The organism is Methanolobus sp. WCC1 (assembly GCF_045690315.1).
Classification (GTDB): domain Archaea; phylum Halobacteriota; class Methanosarcinia; order Methanosarcinales; family Methanosarcinaceae; genus Methanolobus; species Methanolobus tindarius.
On the sequence record NZ_CP146979.1, the window covers coordinates 3005836 to 3023566 of the forward strand.

At 40.7% G+C, this 17731-nt stretch carries 18 protein-coding genes; 7 read left to right on the forward strand and 11 right to left on the reverse strand.

The window, feature by feature from the left end; translation table 11 throughout:
• The first annotated feature begins 64 nt into the window (after positions 1 to 64).
• The 3 genes from V7O61_RS14290 to hisE all read left to right on the forward strand — a co-directional run bounded on the left by V7O61_RS14290 (position 65) and on the right by hisE (position 2696).
• The gene (locus V7O61_RS14290; RefSeq protein ID WP_407283235.1) at positions 65 to 775 is read left to right on the forward strand and encodes a YkgJ family cysteine cluster protein; all 711 of its coding nucleotides are present in this window, start codon (positions 65 to 67) and stop codon (positions 773 to 775) included.
• A gap of 85 nt (positions 776 to 860) precedes the next feature.
• The gene (locus V7O61_RS14295) at positions 861 to 2141 is read left to right on the forward strand and encodes a 3-isopropylmalate dehydratase large subunit (RefSeq protein ID WP_407283234.1); all 1281 of its coding nucleotides are present in this window, start codon (positions 861 to 863) and stop codon (positions 2139 to 2141) included.
• A 255-nt stretch (positions 2142 to 2396) separates the two neighbouring features.
• Positions 2397 to 2696 (forward strand): phosphoribosyl-ATP diphosphatase, encoded by a 300-nt coding sequence (gene hisE, locus V7O61_RS14300; protein ID WP_023845311.1) that lies wholly within the window; start codon positions 2397 to 2399, stop codon positions 2694 to 2696.
• 28 nt (positions 2697 to 2724) lie between these two features.
• Here hisE and V7O61_RS14305 read toward each other — a convergent pair whose 3' ends face one another.
• Positions 2725 to 3597 (reverse strand): CBS domain-containing protein, encoded by an 873-nt coding sequence (locus V7O61_RS14305; RefSeq protein WP_407283233.1) that lies wholly within the window; start codon positions 3595 to 3597, stop codon positions 2725 to 2727.
• 190 nt (positions 3598 to 3787) lie between these two features.
• On the opposite strand from V7O61_RS14305, the gene V7O61_RS14310 reads away from it, so the two are divergent.
• On the forward strand, positions 3788 to 4792 hold the full coding sequence (locus tag V7O61_RS14310; protein WP_023845309.1) for an NOG1 family protein: 1005 nt from the start codon (positions 3788 to 3790) through the stop codon (positions 4790 to 4792).
• 5 nt (positions 4793 to 4797) lie between these two features.
• Here the strand turns inward: V7O61_RS14310 and V7O61_RS14315 are convergent, their stop codons facing one another.
• The 6 genes from V7O61_RS14315 to V7O61_RS14340 form a co-directional block, all read right to left on the reverse strand.
• Positions 4798 to 5919 carry a pyridoxal phosphate-dependent aminotransferase gene (locus V7O61_RS14315; protein ID WP_407283232.1) on the reverse strand — a complete coding sequence of 374 codons (1122 nt, stop codon included), beginning with the start codon at positions 5917 to 5919 and terminating at the stop codon, positions 4798 to 4800.
• Positions 5920 to 5933: 14 nt separating this feature from the next.
• On the reverse strand, positions 5934 to 6542 hold the full coding sequence (gene hxlB / locus V7O61_RS14320; RefSeq protein ID WP_023845307.1) for a 6-phospho-3-hexuloisomerase: 609 nt from the start codon (positions 6540 to 6542) through the stop codon (positions 5934 to 5936).
• Positions 6543 to 6559: 17 nt separating this feature from the next.
• Positions 6560 to 7084: a hypothetical protein gene (locus V7O61_RS14325; protein WP_407283231.1), complete on the reverse strand. Its 525-nt coding sequence runs from the start codon at positions 7082 to 7084 to the stop codon at positions 6560 to 6562.
• A gap of 17 nt (positions 7085 to 7101) precedes the next feature.
• Positions 7102 to 7464, reverse strand: coding sequence for a DUF2073 domain-containing protein (locus V7O61_RS14330; protein ID WP_048135959.1), 363 nt, complete (start codon positions 7462 to 7464; stop codon positions 7102 to 7104).
• Positions 7465 to 7469: 5 nt separating this feature from the next.
• Positions 7470 to 8105 (reverse strand): Era-like GTP-binding protein, encoded by a 636-nt coding sequence (locus V7O61_RS14335; RefSeq protein ID WP_023845304.1) that lies wholly within the window; start codon positions 8103 to 8105, stop codon positions 7470 to 7472.
• Positions 8106 to 8239: 134 nt separating this feature from the next.
• Positions 8240 to 9244: a phosphate uptake regulator PhoU gene (locus V7O61_RS14340; RefSeq protein ID WP_023845303.1), complete on the reverse strand. Its 1005-nt coding sequence runs from the start codon at positions 9242 to 9244 to the stop codon at positions 8240 to 8242.
• 106 nt (positions 9245 to 9350) lie between these two features.
• Between V7O61_RS14340 and V7O61_RS14345 the strand changes: the two genes are divergently transcribed.
• From V7O61_RS14345 to V7O61_RS14355, 3 genes are all read left to right on the forward strand, one after another.
• Positions 9351 to 9836 carry a hypothetical protein gene (locus V7O61_RS14345; RefSeq protein ID WP_407283230.1) on the forward strand — a complete coding sequence of 162 codons (486 nt, stop codon included), beginning with the start codon at positions 9351 to 9353 and terminating at the stop codon, positions 9834 to 9836.
• The gene (locus V7O61_RS14350) at positions 9820 to 9951 is read left to right on the forward strand and encodes a hypothetical protein (RefSeq protein WP_407283229.1); all 132 of its coding nucleotides are present in this window, start codon (positions 9820 to 9822) and stop codon (positions 9949 to 9951) included. Before V7O61_RS14345 ends, V7O61_RS14350 begins: the two co-directional genes overlap by 17 nt.
• A 661-nt stretch (positions 9952 to 10612) precedes the next feature.
• Positions 10613 to 11539 (forward strand): UbiA family prenyltransferase, encoded by a 927-nt coding sequence (locus V7O61_RS14355; RefSeq protein ID WP_023845300.1) that lies wholly within the window; start codon positions 10613 to 10615, stop codon positions 11537 to 11539.
• A 3-nt stretch (positions 11540 to 11542) separates the two neighbouring features.
• On the opposite strand, the gene V7O61_RS14360 is transcribed toward V7O61_RS14355, so the two are convergent.
• The 4 genes from V7O61_RS14360 to V7O61_RS14375 form a co-directional block, all read right to left on the reverse strand.
• Positions 11543 to 12328 (reverse strand): winged helix-turn-helix domain-containing protein, encoded by a 786-nt coding sequence (locus V7O61_RS14360; protein ID WP_023845299.1) that lies wholly within the window; start codon positions 12326 to 12328, stop codon positions 11543 to 11545.
• Between the two features lie 230 nt (positions 12329 to 12558).
• On the reverse strand, positions 12559 to 14175 hold the full coding sequence (gene purH, locus V7O61_RS14365; RefSeq protein ID WP_023845298.1) for a bifunctional phosphoribosylaminoimidazolecarboxamide formyltransferase/IMP cyclohydrolase: 1617 nt from the start codon (positions 14173 to 14175) through the stop codon (positions 12559 to 12561).
• Positions 14176 to 14226: 51 nt separating this feature from the next.
• On the reverse strand, positions 14227 to 16131 hold the full coding sequence (locus V7O61_RS14370; RefSeq protein WP_407283228.1) for a phosphoadenosine phosphosulfate reductase family protein: 1905 nt from the start codon (positions 16129 to 16131) through the stop codon (positions 14227 to 14229).
• A 756-nt stretch (positions 16132 to 16887) separates the two neighbouring features.
• A complete protein-coding gene (locus tag V7O61_RS14375; RefSeq protein WP_407283227.1) occupies positions 16888 to 17658 on the reverse strand; it encodes a Dna2/Cas4 domain-containing protein in 771 nt (256 codons plus the stop codon).
• Positions 17659 to 17731: the final 73 nt, after the last annotated feature.

Here is a 17731-nt window from a genome sequence, read left to right on the forward strand (position 1 = left end):
ACACATAGCTCTGAAAAAGTCATACCCTATGAGTGATAAATGATCAAAACATTCAGATAAGCAGATGAATGAGAATTTGAAGGAAATCCTGATTGATGAGCTTGAATCTGAACTTGGTGCAGCTAGAAATATCAATGTGCAGCAACTTGCAAATGAGATTCAAAATATAGGATTTCAATGCATGATCTGTGGGAAATGCTGCCGCAGGGATTTCGGGGATAACAGGGTTGCAATAAACACTTCAGAGATACATGATATTGAGAATCAGAGCGACCTTAGATTGGAAGAGATTGCGGAACCATTTGTCGCAGAAGTCGAAACCCCCGAAGAAGAGTGTGAGATTAATGAAGCCGACGGACTCATCGATGAAGACGGTAATATACACACATTCGGATGGATGCTTCGTCGAAAGGAGAACAGAGATTGTTCTTTCATCCCGGATGAAACCACTGATAACAAATGCAGGATCTATAAACTAAGACCTCTTTTGTGCAGCACTTACCCCTTCTACATGGAAGGGCTCAAACTCAATACTTCAGAATGTGAAGGCCTTGGAAAAGAAATTGGAACTCAGCAAAGTTATGAACTTGCAGAGTTACTTGTGAAAAGATATATTCTGGAATTAGAAGACACAATTCTTACTTATAAGAATTACAATGGTTTCAGAACCGGGGAAAATGGCAGAATTATTGCAGAATCTTACCTGAAGCAAGGATACTTAAATTACATCGTCCATTATAGTGAGGGAAGTTACAGGATAGTAAAAAATATCTAAGTTTACCCTAAATTTGACTTAAAATTTCACTTAATTCCAATTTATCGATTGATTTATAATGAATAAACATTATGCAGGAATAAACATGTCCACTAATAATGAACCTATGACGATCTCTGAGAAGATCTTTTCGAAGGCTGCCGGGAAGACGGTAAAAGCCGGAGAATTCGTACTGGCTAATATAGACAGGGCAATGACCCACGACATCACCGGACCTCTTGCAGTAGATGGATTCTACGAGATTATGAGGGACAAGGAAGAGAAGAAGGTATGGGACCCTAGTAAAATAGTGATACTCTTCGACCACCAGGTTCCTGCAGACTCACTTAACGCTGCACAGAACCACATAATGCTCAGGAAGTTCGCAAAGGAGCAGGGCATCATCAACTATGACGTTTATGAAGGTGTCTGCCACCAGGTCATGCCTGAAAAGGGACATGTCAAGCCAGGAGACCTTGTAGTAGGTTCAGACTCACACACCTGTGCATACGGTTCACTCGGCGCATTCTCAACAGGTATCGGCTCAACTGACATGGCAGCAGTTTTTGCATCAGGAAAGCTCTGGTTCAAAGTACCTGATACAATCAGGTTTGAAGTTGAAGGAAAGCTTCCAAAGCACGTCTACTCAAAGGACATTATTCTCCACCTCATTGGGGACGTAGGTGCAGAAGGTGCAAGATACAAGGCAGCAGAATACGCAGGTTCAGCTATCAGCTCACTGCCAATGTCCGAGCGTATGACCATCTCCAACATGGCAATTGAAATGGGCGGTAAGGCAGGTATCATTGAAGCTGATGCAACTACAGAAGCATATCTCAAGGAAAGAATACCAGAATATGAGTTTGACCCATACTGGAAATCTGATGAAGGCGCAGAATGCGAGCTTCACAAGTATGATATCAGCAACCTTGAGCCACAGGTTGCATGTCCACACAATGTAGACAACGTTAAGCCTGTAACAGAAGTTGAAGGCACAAAGGTTGACCAGATCTTTGTAGGTTCCTGTACAAACGGAAGATTTGAGGATATCGAAGTTGTTGCAAAGATGATGGGTGACGAACCTGTTGCAAAAGGTGTAAGACTTCTCATAATACCTGCATCAAGAACTGAATACATGAAGATCCTCAGGGCAGGCTACATTGAACAGTTCATGGAAGCAGGTGCAATGGTAGAATCGCCATGCTGTGGACCATGTATGGGAGGGTCTTTCGGACTTCTCGGAGACGGTGAAGTAGGACTTGCAACATCCAACCGTAACTTCAAGGGACGTGAAGGTAGTCCACAGTCCTTCGTATACCTGAGCTCACCAGCAACCGCTGCAGCATCAGCACTCACAGGAGAAATCACAGATCCGAGGAAGATCTGAACTCCACCCTTTTCTTTCTTTTTTTCAACTGTGAGACCACAAAAGATATATTAAACAAATTTAATGATAGTTCCAGACGTTGGTATAACCAACACGGTCCCGTCATATTGTGTGTGGATTACAACCAACGTCACTATAACTGTTTTTTTGGATAATACCTTCTAAACTTACCGTATAGGTTGCCCGTTTGAACTGTGCGCTAAAATACACCATAAAGATGTAATATGATTACCATCTATCAGGAAAGGATAAATCATGCCTGAAACTGATCTCTCAATATTTAACGAGCTTTACGACATAATAAAAGACAGAAAGGAGAATCCTTCTGAAAACTCGTATGTATGTTCCTTACTCAGTCACAGAAAAGGTATTGACAAGATACTTGAAAAAGTAGGTGAGGAATCAATAGAAACAATTCTTGCTGTAAAGAGTGAGAACAAGGAAGAAATTATCTACGAATCATCAGACCTTTTGTTCCATCTTATGGTTATGTTTGTGGCTAAAGGAATAACTCTTGATGAAATTGCTACTGAGCTAAAGAAAAGAAGAAAATAGTTCTTTTGAACTATTTAGTCAACTATATTTAATACACTAGCTCATGGAATACATCCTTCTTAGAAAGAACTCCTTTTGGCATACCATCATAGGACACCAATAAGAAACCGATATTGTGATTGTCAAACATTTTCACAGCATCGTAGAGGGATGTTTCTGCATCAACAGTAATAAGATCACGGGTCATGATATCCTTGACCTTTGCAGTCATTTTACCGCTTGCTACGGCATCACCTATATCGGTGAAAGTAACTACACCAAGGATAATCTCTCCGTCCATTACAGGAGCACCGTGTATACCATTATCAACAAGTATGCGTGCAGTTTCCTGAATGGAAGCATTTTCACTAATTGATATCATGTTAGTGCGTGCATAGTTCTTAACAGGCTTCTTTGGCAGGGATATCATCTCATTTATTGAGAAAACAAGAGTGTTCTGGGTATCATCCCTTCCTACTATTTCCCCGCGTACGACCAATTTGTTTACTGGCGTAGGGCCTGCCTGGACAAGATCACCCTGTTCAAATCCCTTTATGTTACCAAGTACTTTTATCATACCATGGCAAAGATCAGGGTGCCTGACAGTGGTAAAACTAATCTCAGCTACTGTTGCTCCGTCCACAAGCTGATCGTTCCTGAAAATAGGAACACTTGCTTCATGATCCATTGCTGTGATACTTAAAGCTTCATAGGCCTCGCCTGTAGCTTTATATCCGCCCTTTGGACCAGGGACACCTTCAACGAGCCCGAGGACCTTCAGAGATTGCATCTGATTCCGGACTGTACCGGGGTTCCTGCTAATGAGCTCTGCAATTTCTTCGCCTTTAACAGCTCGATCTTTTTCTCTCTGGAGATTGATCAATGCAATAAGAATATCTTTCTGTATAGGAGTCAGTTCCACAAAATCACCGGGTCCATAAACTCAAATATAGTTTATAGATACTCTAAAGAGATATATAAAATATAGTATAGTATCTCTGCCAGATGACCTAAATATGACATTTTTGAAAGATTCTGTTTCCATAAAGGTTATATTTATAGGAATAGGGATTTATATGTTGAAGTGATTTGAAGCCACGACAGGAAGAAACATGATTTTCGAGAAAATTAATACAGTCCAGACATCCGAGGAATTACTGGACAAGGCATTCAGAAGGGCAACAAGAGCCATGTCCGGAAAGAATATCACTGGAAGAAAAACAGCAATTGAGGCTAACGAATCAATGATGCTGACAGCTGGTAATATACTCACGGATAACCTGAAAAATATCGTTAGAAGATTCCCTACTTTTGAGAATCTGCCACCTTTCTATTACGAACTGGCAGACGTTGTTGTGGGCGTTGACGACATGAGAAAATCCCTGAGCAGGCTTGACTGGGCCAGCGCAAAGATACATGAAGTTACAAGAGACCACGTAGGCAAGATTAGAAGAGCAAGAGACCCTTTACCTGTCAGAAAACAGTGTTTTGGAAGACTTTCATCCATTATGCGCTCAATTGACAAAGACCTTATTTTCCTTAACGAGTCACGTAATAAGCTCAGAAAACTGCCTTCAGTTAATGATGAGCCAACAATTGTTGTTGCAGGATACCCGAACATTGGAAAATCCAGTTTCGTTACTAAGGTAACCGGGGCAACTCCTGAGATAGCATCATACCCATTTACCACAAAAGGGGTTTCTATCGGACATTTCTTTGTTGGTAATGACAGGTATCAGGTAATGGACACACCAGGTCTTCTTGACAGACCAATGTCAGAGCGCAATGAAATAGAGCTCCAGGCAATCACAGCATTGAAGAACCTCGATGCAGTAGTTCTTTTCATTATCGATGCAACGGAAACATGCGGATATGAAATTGAAGATCAGAAACGCATGCTTGAAGAAGTTCGCAAGGAATTCAAGTTGCCTGTACTTGTTGTCGCTAACAAGGCAGACTTACCACAATTCAGAGATCTTGACTTCGTGGACATGAAAATGTCAACTGCAACCGAGGAAGGCATTGAAGAAGTCACTTCAACACTTATAGAGATGGTCAAAAAGGCTATCGCAGAAAAAGAAGTAGTTGAAGAAAATGAGATTATGGATGACTATTAAAGTCATCACAATACTTTTTCCATAATATCAAGAGCTTGTTTTAAATTGTCCATTGATGAAGCGTAGGAAAGACGGATGTGCCCTTCTCCCCGGTCACCAAAGGCAGTACCCGGGACAACTATCACTCCGTTTGAAATTAATTTTGATGCAATCTCTGCTGATGTAGTTCCTTCCGGAATTTCAGGGAAAGCATAGAATGCACCTTTTGGAGATTCACATTTAAGGCCAATTGAATTCAGACCTTCAACAAGCATATCCCTTCTACCCTTGAACTCATCACGCATTGCATAAACAGAATCCATTGAGCCTGAGATTGCTGCGTATGCAGCCTTCTGGGCAATTGAATTAGCACATGCCTGCACATACTGGTGAACCTTGATCATCTGCTCGGTATATTCTTTTCTTGCAGCAACGTACCCAATTCTCCATCCAGTCATTGAGAATGTCTTGGATACTGCATTAATAGTAATCACGTTGTCTGAGAACTGAGCAGGACTGACATGCTCACCTTCATAGGTGAAATGCTCATACACTTCATCGGAGATTATTGTTATATTGTGATCATCTGCAATCTCGGCAAATGCTTTCATGTCGCTTTTGCTCTGCACAGCACCGGTTGGGTTTGCAGGAGAATTAATGATTATAGCCTTGGTTTTCGGACCGATATTCTCCATTACAACTTCCGGACTTATCGTAAGGTCATCTGCAAGAGGAAGAGGTGTAACTTTTCCACCCATGATGTTTACCAGAGAATTATAGGACACAAAACCCGGATTGGCTATCAGCACATCATCTCCGGGATTTACCAGGGATGCCATGGCAAGCTCTAAAGCTTCTGAAGCACCTGATGTGACAATTATCTCATTTGGTGAGACTTCAAAATTGTTCTGATCTTTGAATTTGGAACTCAAAGCCTGTAGAAGTTCAGGAATTCCCGGGCCAGGCGTATAACCTGTAAATCCTTCATTGATGGCATCAATTGCAGCCTGCTTAATGTGCTGCGGTGTATCAAAATCCGGCTGTCCAAGACCAAGATTAATAGAGTTTGGGCCAGCACCTTCAAACATCTTTCTTATCCCGGAAATATCAATACCCAGGACCCTCTGTGCGAACTTCGAATCAGGCATGTTATCACTTAGCTTTATTCAATATTTGTGTGTCTTGACTTGAGATCTTCCTCAGAAGCACCTGTTATGAAGATGAGTTCTGCAATAACAGCATCAAGGAATACACTTGAAGAGGTTTCAAAAGAAGTGCCAAGTGGAGTAAGATAAGTATATTCACCACGCATGTGACGTTCAACATAGCCACCTGCGTCATCCTTTGATCTTCCCGGAAGGACTATTGTTGTGTCGGATATTTCCCCAAGAACAGATTCCTTGTTGGATGTAATTGTGACAAGTTTTGCGCCAATCTCTTTGGCAACTCTTCCAAGGTTTGCAATGGAGCGGGTCTGACCTGAACCTGATATTGCTATTACAACATCATCCTTACTGACAGCAGGAGTTGTAGATTCACCTACTACATGTGAGGTCAGTCCAAGGTGCATAAGTCTCATGGCAAAAGCCCTTCCTACAAGACCTGAGCGCCCTGCACCCATTACAAAAATACGTTTGGCACCCATTATATCCTCAAGCATCTGCCTGACAGAATCCTTGTCAAGTTTGTTTGCTACGGTTTCAAGGTGTTCAGCCATCAATAAAATAGAAGAAGTTAAGTATTTGCATTCAGTTAAGTGGATTTCTTTCATCAGAGGTCCTCAATAAATCAATCAGAAATTGTAATATCACTTTGTTTTTCTTTTGCATCGTCCTTATAATTGATGCTTTTAAGTTTCCAGCCTTCGATATTACTCAACTCTTCATACAAACGCATGATGTCAGAGTCATCTCCGGTCCAGTAGCAGTCTAAGAGCGTGTCCTTATCTTTAAGTTCTTCGGTTATAGAAGCTGCAAGTTTGTAAAGAGCTTTTTTGCTGGAAAAAGGAATATTGAAAGTAGTTCTGTAACCCTTTTTTGACTTTGCATAAGACACGAGAACGTATCCATGGCTTTCAAACTCCATTATTTCATCAAAGTCACATATGAGTTCAAGTTCATGGACAGCCGAATGATCAATCCTGGAAATACCAAGAAGTATCTTTCCTATGACTACATCCGGCGCCTGCCTTCCAAACCATATGGAAATTTTACCGTAGGTACAAACTACGTTCACATCATCTCTCCCCATCTCAAAAGAGGAAAGGGAGAGATATGGTGATATTTCGTATTCTTTACTTGATTTCTGACCCATTTATTGCTTCACGCAAATTACTTGTTTGTGGAAATGAGTGCGCTGATCATATTGCGATCCTTTTTCAGGGTCTTTAACTGATCAGCAGGTCCGATAACAGTCAGACGCGTCTTAAGAGCATTCTTTTTGAGGATCTTTCCTATGAAAGAGGTATCCACTTCTGACGGGTAACTTTCCATCTCAATACCGGAAAAACCGTCTGGCTCAATAAGAGTCATTGTCATCTCAATAAGGCTTGCCTCCTCTTCAGGGCTCAGGCCTTTTTCAAGGACCAGTATCTTTCCGCTTTTTACCTCATCAATAATAAACCTGACCTTTTCCACAGGTGACATTTGTGATAATCTGTGCTCTGATACAAGATCCATCTGGAAGCCCTGCATTGCGATCACCCGAACCTCTTTGCAAGTTCTTCATAGAAAGTCTCTATGTTCTTTCCCTCCAGAGCTGATATTGAAACCATTGGGTGCTGTGGGAAAGCATCCCTGATAGTTGAAGGTGAAGCTTCCGGAAGATCGACCTTGTTAGCAACTATTAAAAGTGGAAGGTTCCTTGCTTCCATATTACCGATAACTGTCACATTGACCTGTGTAAACGGATCCTCGGTAGCGTCCATAACAAGAATTACACCATCAAGGTTCTCAAGCCACTTTACAGCTTCAATGACACCTTCTGTGGCTTCCTTTGCACGTCTTTTGGACTCAGCTTCATCCATACCCTGCTCCATGAACTCATGGAAATCAATCTTTGTGGCAAGCCCGGGAGTATCAATAATATCAAGTGTGATGGAACTGCCATTGGTTTTGATGGTTACGCCTTCCCTGCGCCTCGCCCTTCTTGTTTCGTGAGCAACATGTGATACTGAACCCATTGCGTCACCGGTCCAGTCTCTTAGGATCCTGTTAGCAAGAGTTGTCTTTCCTGCATTTGGCGGACCGTATATTCCAATACGGGCATTCTGTTTTTTGAACAGTTTTTTAAATAGGTCTGAAAAATTCCTCTTGAACGATGTGATTACGCCCATTCATTCCCTCCGTGAAGTAGCATTATATTATATAATGGATAATTTTAGTAGTATAAACACTCATTGACATATAATTTTTATTATCTGAATCTGCAAATAGTCCGTTTTTACTACATTTAAGCCATGTTTTTGCATTATATGTTCTTAGACATTGCAGAGTTAATAGCAATTTCAGCTATATTTGAGCCATAATCACCTGTTCGGTCTATACTGTCAACGACTGTGCCAAGGGCAACTACCGTTCCATAGGATTTGATCTTGAGAATGGAAGCATTCAGCTTGTTGATCATTGGAGACATGCGGGCAACCCTGTCAATGACCTGATTTGCAAGATCAACATCAGAATTATAAAGGGCATCAATTGAATCTTCAACTACTTTCCTTGAGAGCTCAGATGTTGACTCTATCATCTCCATGATATCATCAGGAATTGGTTCACTAAGTGTACTTGTGACCTTTGCAATCTTACGTGCGTGGTCTGCTATACGCTCAATAGGGCCTGCTGCCATCCTGAGGTCATGATATTCATCAATTGAAGTTTCTGCTGCATCAGGTAGCCTTGCACCACGCAATATTGAACGGAATTGTTTTGCAATCAGTAAGAACAATCTGTCAACGTCATCATCCCTCTGGTCCACATCAAGTGCAAGATCTGCATCCAGCGTCTTGATAGCTTTTATTGCATCAATATGCATGGAATTGGAAATCAGGTACATTCTCCTTACACTCTTTTTAATGGATATTTCATCAGGATTTAGAAGATCCTGAATGACCACTTTTTTAGCAGTTTCTTCAATTATTTCAGGGCCAATAAGCTTGTAACACATACTACGGACAATATTCTTTTGTTCCGCCAGTATTCTGTCTGCTTTTACCTCAATGATGTCAGAACCTGCAAGATAAGCCGCTATCATGTCCCTGATCAGCGCATCTCCCATACTTCCGGTCACATCTATCTGTATTTTTCTTACCGGAGGAGCATCATGTATAGGGTCTATTACCAGTTTCCCATCAGGCTGAGGCTGTAAAGTGACTCTGCTGCCTGTTTTTATGCCGACTTTATCGGCCCAGGTTTTTGGAAGAGAAATAATATAAGTGGAACCACCTGTTTGCTGAACTTTTCTGGTTTCTATTGAAATCCCTCATTTATGTTTATAGATTACTTGAATATATAGAACACAATGTAATATATAGGCACTTCCCTTTGTACAAAAATATATATCTTGTATTATACAATAAGGAACTATGCGATTTTTGAGAATCAAACCGGATGATATGAAACTATTGAGAAAAATAATGCCATTCATATGTCTGGCTATTCCCTGGGAAATTTATTTTTATTCTGCATATTCCAAAGGTTGGGGAATTAAGTTCTCTGTATTCTACGCTAATTTTGATATCAATTACGGGACGATCTTTGTTAGTATAATCAAGCAGATGACCCTGCTTTCCATGGGAGGTTTCCTGCCATCCATAAGAACTATTGGATGGATTCTTGCATCCTTAATATGCATAGGACTGGCTGCTTATGAACTTTTCAAAGACAGAATTGAGAATGAAATCAACACAAAAACAGCAGCTTACATGCTAATAGTATGCGGTATCCTCTCACTGATAAGTTCTCTTGCAGTATGGAACAGCAGTTTCAAGACCCTGCCAATTGCTCCCCTGTTTTTCGGAGCATTTGGATACATATTATTGCAGGATACAGGGGATGAGGCACTCGATTGAGTTGATCTTCACATTTATATCCGCAGAAGTCGTGTTTCTGAAGGATACTATCAATGTGGCAAAAGAGATCCATTCAATCAGAATAACTACCATTGTCCTTGGTCCTTTTACGTAAAAGGGATGCTTTTTTACTTCGTCAAGCAACCTGGAAGAAAAAGAGGATAAAAAATGTCTTTCAAAAGGATATACGGATTGCAGGACATCAACTATATAGTTACAGAGAGAAATGAGTGTATTCTCATTTTCTGATCCCATCAGACAAAAATGAAGGGAAATACCCGAATGATCAGAACTGTAGTGTGGAGGAACACACTTTCTATTAAGCGGGAAATTACATATTGGAACTATATGCAAACCAGAAGTGCTATCTCTGTTTCCGCATGCCACCATGTAACCATACCCCATGAATTAAATGGCAGATTTTAATGGTGTTACTCATGTATCCGCCAACTTTGCAAGCACTTTTTTGAATGAAACTATTCACATATATATTAAATTTCCACTAACAATAGTTTAATAACTCTTTTTTTATGACCCGTATAACAAGCTCTTACAAAAATTATATATAGATAAATATTAATAACTGAATAATTACGGAAGTTTACAAAGATGATGCCATCACTGGCATCTGTATTGCAGGTACAAACAACTGGTGCAGGCCATTTATAGCTGGTTTTTGATCCGGTCTGAACAATTGTAGCTTTGGCTTTAGTAGTTCATTAGTATAATATTATACTCAAAAAATAATATTAGATAGCGAGAGCCCTTTTATTCATATGAGCTCGAACTGTACAATAAGTCTTCCGGGTTTTCCAGTAAAGAAATACGAACAAAACTACAACCAGCCACGCATTGATCCAACTCCCACTATCAATCTTCTTAAAAGTTCCATACTGGTTTCATTTTCCGGAGCATTGAGAATACATATTGCATTCCTGTTGCTCCACATACAATCAGTCTTTTTGAACTGTCTTGCAGGAGGATTGATAATTTACGCAGTCTACACTTTAGACAGAGCATTGGATTCTGAAGAAGATCTGGCCAACAGACCTGAATTAAAGGGAGCTTCAAAGAAAACTGCCCTGATAATTTCGCTTATATGTTTTTTAATTGGAGCTGCTATTCTTACGGTAAATGGCCTTATACTCTTTGCATTTCTCCCTCTAATAACAGGTTATCTTTACAGCAAAGGTGCAAAAATAGGCAAATTCAATCTCAAGCTTAAAGGCGGACTTGGGATGAAGAATATCGTTGTTGGCACAACATGGGGAGCTTTCATAGCAGGCATCGCAGGAATCTACGCAGCCAACATGATTGCACCTTTTATAGTCTTCGTTTACTTTGGTCTCAAGCTCTTTGTCAATTCTGCCATATATGATTTCAAGGACATAAAGGGTGACACACTTGCAGGAATAAAAACACTACCAGTCGTTCTCGGGCAAAAAAAAGCAAAAATAATGTTGTTCAGCCTGCATATCCTATCCCACATTATACTGTTAATGTCCATTATTGCAGGAACACTGGCTTTTGAACCTATAATACTTGCCTACAGTTTCATCATCGGACTGCTGTACATTAAGAGCTTTGCAGAACCGGTGGAAGTTGAAACAAAGAACAGACTTGCCAGAAGACTGTTCTTAATAGATGGTGAATCAACCACTATAGTTGGACTCAGGACAATTGCAAGCGGGCTTATAGCCTGAAATTCAGATAGATGTGACCTTGCGGGATTTGTTACGATAATAATCGAAAAGGTCACTTCCCCATTTTATTGCAGACTTATCATAACCTACCAGATCATCCCTTGGATCATAAGTATCAGGATTAAAGAACAATGACATGGAGAAAAACATATCGCTAACTACAAAAGCAAGTTTAACATCGTCTATGACATAAAGCTCCGTTTTTGAAGCATTCAAATAGAACTCCAGTTTTTCACGGTGCTCGTCCCTTACCTTTTGAAATACATTTTCAGTAAGTATCAGGGAAGTCGGCACATCTTTATTAGCAAGCTCCACTACAAAATCAGGATAAGTTGGGATAAATATAGAGGAGACTCCTTTGATAGTTGTAGATCTGAGGAGATTTTCCACAAATATTTTATGGGACTCATAAATATTCTCTATACTTCCTGATACTACATCGCATTCTTTCAAAGCTATGAGATCATTAAGTAAATGCTGGGGTATGTCTTCCAGGTAATGCTCTTCCCAGAAAGACTCGTTTTTCTCTATTGTTTCAATAATATCCAGAAAAGGTCTGAAATGGTGGATTATAGCTTTTCCAATGGGAGTAATCTGATAATCCTTATCTGTTTTTTCTATCAGGTTATGCTCCAGCATTTCCTTAATTCGCGGGGAAATTTCTGGAGAGGATACATTAAAATAGTCTTTTATATCGGACAATGTACATGACTTTTCTTCAAGTAAGAACAATATATCCTTTCTTTTTTCGGAAAATGTCAATATACTTAAAAGTCCCTTTGACTTCAAGTTTCCACCTCATTTTACGTTGAATACTCTATCCAACCAACAACTACCAAGTTAATTATATAAAAGTTGTTTAATGGGTAATAAGTGTTTTTGCTTAAAAAGTAGCAGAAGACAATTTTTAAATATCACAAGTAAATTTTAATTGATTTATATACAATTTTAATGGAAAGAAACTGAAAAAAATTAATTACCAGATAATTGGAATGGAGAATAAAAAGTAAAGAAACACTTCAATGTAAGAAGTGTCTCATTCCTGTGAAAACCAGTGATACACCCAATCTGTTAGCTGTATCAATGACTTCCTGATCCCTGATGGATCCTCCGGGTGAAAGAATATACATTATACCATTTTCTTCTGCATGCACAACACTGTCATCGAACGGGAAGAATGCATCTGATGCCATTACGCATTTAGCGAACACATCATTGCAATAGTCCTCATATGACATTTCAGGACTCTCACGGTCGTACATGACCTTCAGGTTCTCACGTGCCTTTGTAGCAGCAAGTTTCCTGATTGAATCCACCCTGTTTGGCTGTCCTGCACCCATTGAAATCATCATGTAACATCCGTCAACATATTCAAATGCAAGGGTAACTGCGTTTGATTTCACACATTTGCATGCATGCATGGCAAACTCGGAAACTGCACGAAGATCTTCAGGATACGGAGTTTCTGTCACACAATCCCATTTATCGTAGATACCTACATTGCGGGACTGTTCAAGTATACCACCGATAACAAACTTGTAGGTATTTTCAACCTCGAATGGCTCGTTAAGTTCAGGCAATTCAAGCAGACGGAGATTTGCACTCTTGTTCTTGAGATATTCAAGAGCATCCGGCTCAAATCCCGGAGCAAGAATAATTTCAACGAATTTACCATTGAGGAACTCTGCTGCCTTTAGATCAAAAACAGTGTTAGTACATATTATACTTCCATAAGCTGAGATAGGATCGCCATCCCATGCTGCACCGAGTGCCTGCAAAAGAGTGTTGCCGGTTGCAAGACCGCATGGATTATTGTGCTTTACAATTGCCACTGCCGCATTGGAACAGGATAATTCCTTAACGGTCTGGAGTGCATTATCAGCATCAATGTAGTTGTTATAGGAAAGTTCTTTCCCATGAAGCTGTTTTGCATTGGCAAGTGAAGGTCCGGTTACACCGTCCTCTTTGTAGAACTTAGCAGCCTGGTGCCAGTTCTCCCCATATCTGAGGGTTACGCCATCCTTGTAACTTAGACGCAACACTTCTTCTCCAAGAAGCTCCTTACTCAGGTATGTGTCTATAGTAGCATCATAATCTGCTGTGTGTCTGAAAGCCTTCACAGCAAGCACTTCTCTTGTCTTCTGGGATACGACTCCTGTTGAACGGATCTCTTTTAAGATGTGCCCGTAATCATCAGGGTCACATACAACGCTTACATAACGATAATTCTTAGCTGCTGACCTGAGCATCGCAGGTCCGCCAATATCAATGTTTTCAATAGCTTCATCAAGCAATACGCCTTCTTTTGAAACCGTGACCTCAAAAGGATAAAGGTTGACCACTACAAGGTCTATCATTTCTACTTCTGCTTTCTGGGCCTCTCCCATATGATCATGGTCGTCCCTTATACTAAGGATCCCACCATGAATTCGGGGGTGGAGAGTTTTTACCCTGCCGCCCATCATTTCCGGGAAGCCCGTAACATCCGACACGTCCATAACCTCAATACCTGAGTCACGAAGCATGCGGGCAGTTCCGCCGGTAGAGATGATCTGTATATCCAATTTTTCGAGTCCACGAGCAAAATCTACAATTCCGGTTTTATCAGAAACGCTGAGCAGTGCTCTTTTTACCAAAAAATCACCGTATAAGATTGGCGAATATATACTAAAAGGTTTCTGGTTGGATCAGGAATTGAATTTGACAACAGGACAAACACTTATACACTGACCACAGTGTGTACACCTGTCATTAATGATAGCAAGTCCCTTCTTTATTTTTATGGCACCGGCTGGGCACTTGCCAACACAGACTCCACAGCCACTACAAAGAAGAGCTCTCCTGACAGAAAGTTCAACCTTTCTCATGAGCCTGCGCGCAGACTTGTCAGAGTCACTTCTGGCAGTCACGCTACCTGAAGCAAACACCTGAGCACGGTCTTCGTCTTCAGTTACCATTGCAACACCTTCCATATACGAGCTGTTTCCAACCGCTTCAAGCATTCTGGTGAGTTCCAGTCGGTTGATATCAACAGGCCCGTCAAAACCACCTTCTGCAGAGATTCCACCCTGCTTACATGGACGATAACCTGTGGTTACAGTGAAATTGAGACTATACTCATTCTTACTTTGTGGAACAAGGTTGATTCCTTTTTTCTTTGCAATCTCTTTCAACGGAGCAGGCAGGTCTTTCCATCTCCAGAAACCGTGCTTCACCCATTCCTCTGAAAGACCCATGCGTTCTGCATAGGAAAGCAAGTAGTCATTGAGCTGTTTCTCCATTTCAGGATGGGTTTCCCTGAGTCTGTAAAGGTCAGCAACAGAGCAGGACGGGCATAGCCAGCAGCCTATCCTGTCAAATCCTTCAGCGTAAAGCGGGTTGTAGAGCAGGTCATTCTTGAAAATGTAAAGCCAGACATGCATTGCAGTCCAGTTCTGAATAGGAGCAGCTGCCACCTGGTTACCTACCCATGGGTTCTTCCAGACACGTTCACTCTTTGCCCTTGTGTCGGATTCATACTTTCTCTGACCGATGAAAGTGAGACATCCGTTATCGTAATTATCATTGATTATCTGGGTAATTGGTCCAAGTTTACACACTTTACAGCACCAGCGAACCTCAACGCTTGGAGGACCGAAGCTGTCAACTGAATCCCAGAAAGCATTTCCAGAGTTCAGCATATTCAGGGTTTTGCCATAAGTTTCTGCGACATCATGGACATTCTTTACAGTCTCAGGGAACTCAATACCTGTGTCTGCAAACAGAAGGTCATAGTCATCAAGGCATTCGCTTACAAGATGCAGAACCGCAAGGCTATCCTTTCCTCCAGAATAGGATACTGTGACCGGACGGTCTACAGATGAAGATACATTATTAATGAACTTGTGGGAACGCTCTATGAAATCGTTCATGTAGTTCTCATTGGCTTTTACAACATCGTCCCAGGTTTGTCCACCCTCTGGAACCGTGATCTCAGCAGGTTCTTCCTTAAACCTCACTTTTACACCAACACCCTTTCCTCTTTCGAGCATTTTTTCCCCGGTCATACGACTGCGACCGACACCAAGAACTTTTCCTTCATGCGTGAGAACAACTACCTCTTCAGCTTCTAAAATAGATGGCTCAGCATCTTTTATACCCGGAGCAAGCACACTGGCACCGCCCAGAATGAACTTTTCGGCACCAGCATCAATGACAACCCAATTTTTCAGGGTTTTGTAATCCACATTGTCAAATATGCGCCTTGCACCATTGATCCTCAGAAGAAGAGTCCATTTGAGTTTTTCAAGCTCAAAGCGTATGCTGCCTATGACCTCACCGTCTACAATTACCTCTTCCATACGGTCGTCATAGGGAGATTTGTTAAGTACTACTGTACGCTGATCTGTGATAAGCGGTGCATTGAATTGCTCAATGGAAATCTTATTGATAAGCTCAATTTCATACGGAAAAGCAGGTCTTATATCTCCCGGAGGAGTGATAGTTACCTGTTTGGTCTTTGTCCCGCAGGAGCATTCTTTTCCGAGTACAGGAACGTTACATGAAGGGCACCAGTAAAGGAGCAGTTCACCGAGGTAAAGAGGTTTGGACATTCTGTCATCCTAGATATTTAAGTCATAAATGCTTTTTGGCAATGTGCTCTTTTCTGAAAAATAGAGCATTTTCGGTCAATGACACCATTTTCCAGTCAAAATCGTGAACATTCGGATAAATTTATTTTTCATTCTTATTGAATCCAAAATAAAACGAGAATACCATCAAATTTATTTATAGACAATGCAACTTGGAAGATAGCTGTGAAGGATGTGATATCATCAAGACTCTTACCAAAATCGGTTTTGCCATCTTAATTATAATGCTCTCTTTGCGTATATTGTTATCAATGACACATCAAATATAAGGCTACATGAAGAAAACACCCTAAAACAAGTGGTATATGCTGGTCTTTTCTAATATTTTATTCGGATACGTGCATGGTTTTTCGGATAAAGCGGGTAATTCAGCTCTGCAGAAATCATATAAATGTAAGTGATACAAACTTTGATCTTTTTTTCCACAAAAACAACCTGTTAACTAGATACAAAATAACCAACCGCCGAAGGCGGCACATTCCAATGATTCCATACAGAAGATAATTGCATTTATGCCATTAAGAAGACAGGTGTTCTAAAAAGAACATATTCGGAATGATACTCAGATGATTTTGTTTATTCTTACGGGAAAACGCCGGCTTCGCCGGACCCTTCGGGATCATTCAAGTTATTCATAATCTACGATCGATCATAAATCTACATAACCACAAACTCTAAATCAAAAATTCCAGTCATCTGATTCTTTGATTCAAACACTCATAATAACTTTGAAGCAAGCGAAGCTTTCACGTTGCACATCTCTGTGAATTCACAACTGGCGCACAGTGCACTCTCGGTTTTATCCGGCATTTTACCATCTTTTATCTTTCTTGCACGTCCAATGGCTTTCAAGACCTGCCTTCGGTCATTGGAATGAATATTCAGCTTCCTGAAATTGCCTGACTTTGCATAGATAACAACAGCGGATTTTATAGGAACACCATGGGTTTCTTCTGCTAGCATTGCAAATGAGGTAACATGTAGTCTGTCGTTGTTCCAGACACCATTTTCAGGAGCTTTGGATGTTTTTATCATCACAGGAACGAATGAACCATCAATGCTGAGAAGCCTGTAAGGAACACCTGTTACATTCAGTTTTTCAGAGTGAAGATATGGTTCATTATCTGAAGAGGATATCAGGTTTGCAATTCTGGAGATTTCCGGATCTTCAACCTGCTCTGAAAGACTCTGCTGTATTCCTGCCATATAGGAACCAACTGTTTCTGCAAGTTCACTCATTTCTTCCTGAGTAAAGCCTGAGACTTCATTTGGATAGATAATACTCAGGTCACCCATGGTCTGCAAAAGAAGTGAATCAAAGTCTGTGGATAACACATCGTCTTTTGACGAAGAGCTCTTCAACACATCAGAATACTTCATAGCTACTTCTTTTAATACGAGGTGTTCCATATAGCTAAGAGAGGAAGAATGGAACTGCTCGTGGCCGCGGCATGAATAATATAATTTCCTTGCGCAGGAAAAATACATGGATAACTCGGACACAGTTATTTTTATTTTTTCGTTTTTAAGAAACATATTTTTATAGTGGATATATAACATA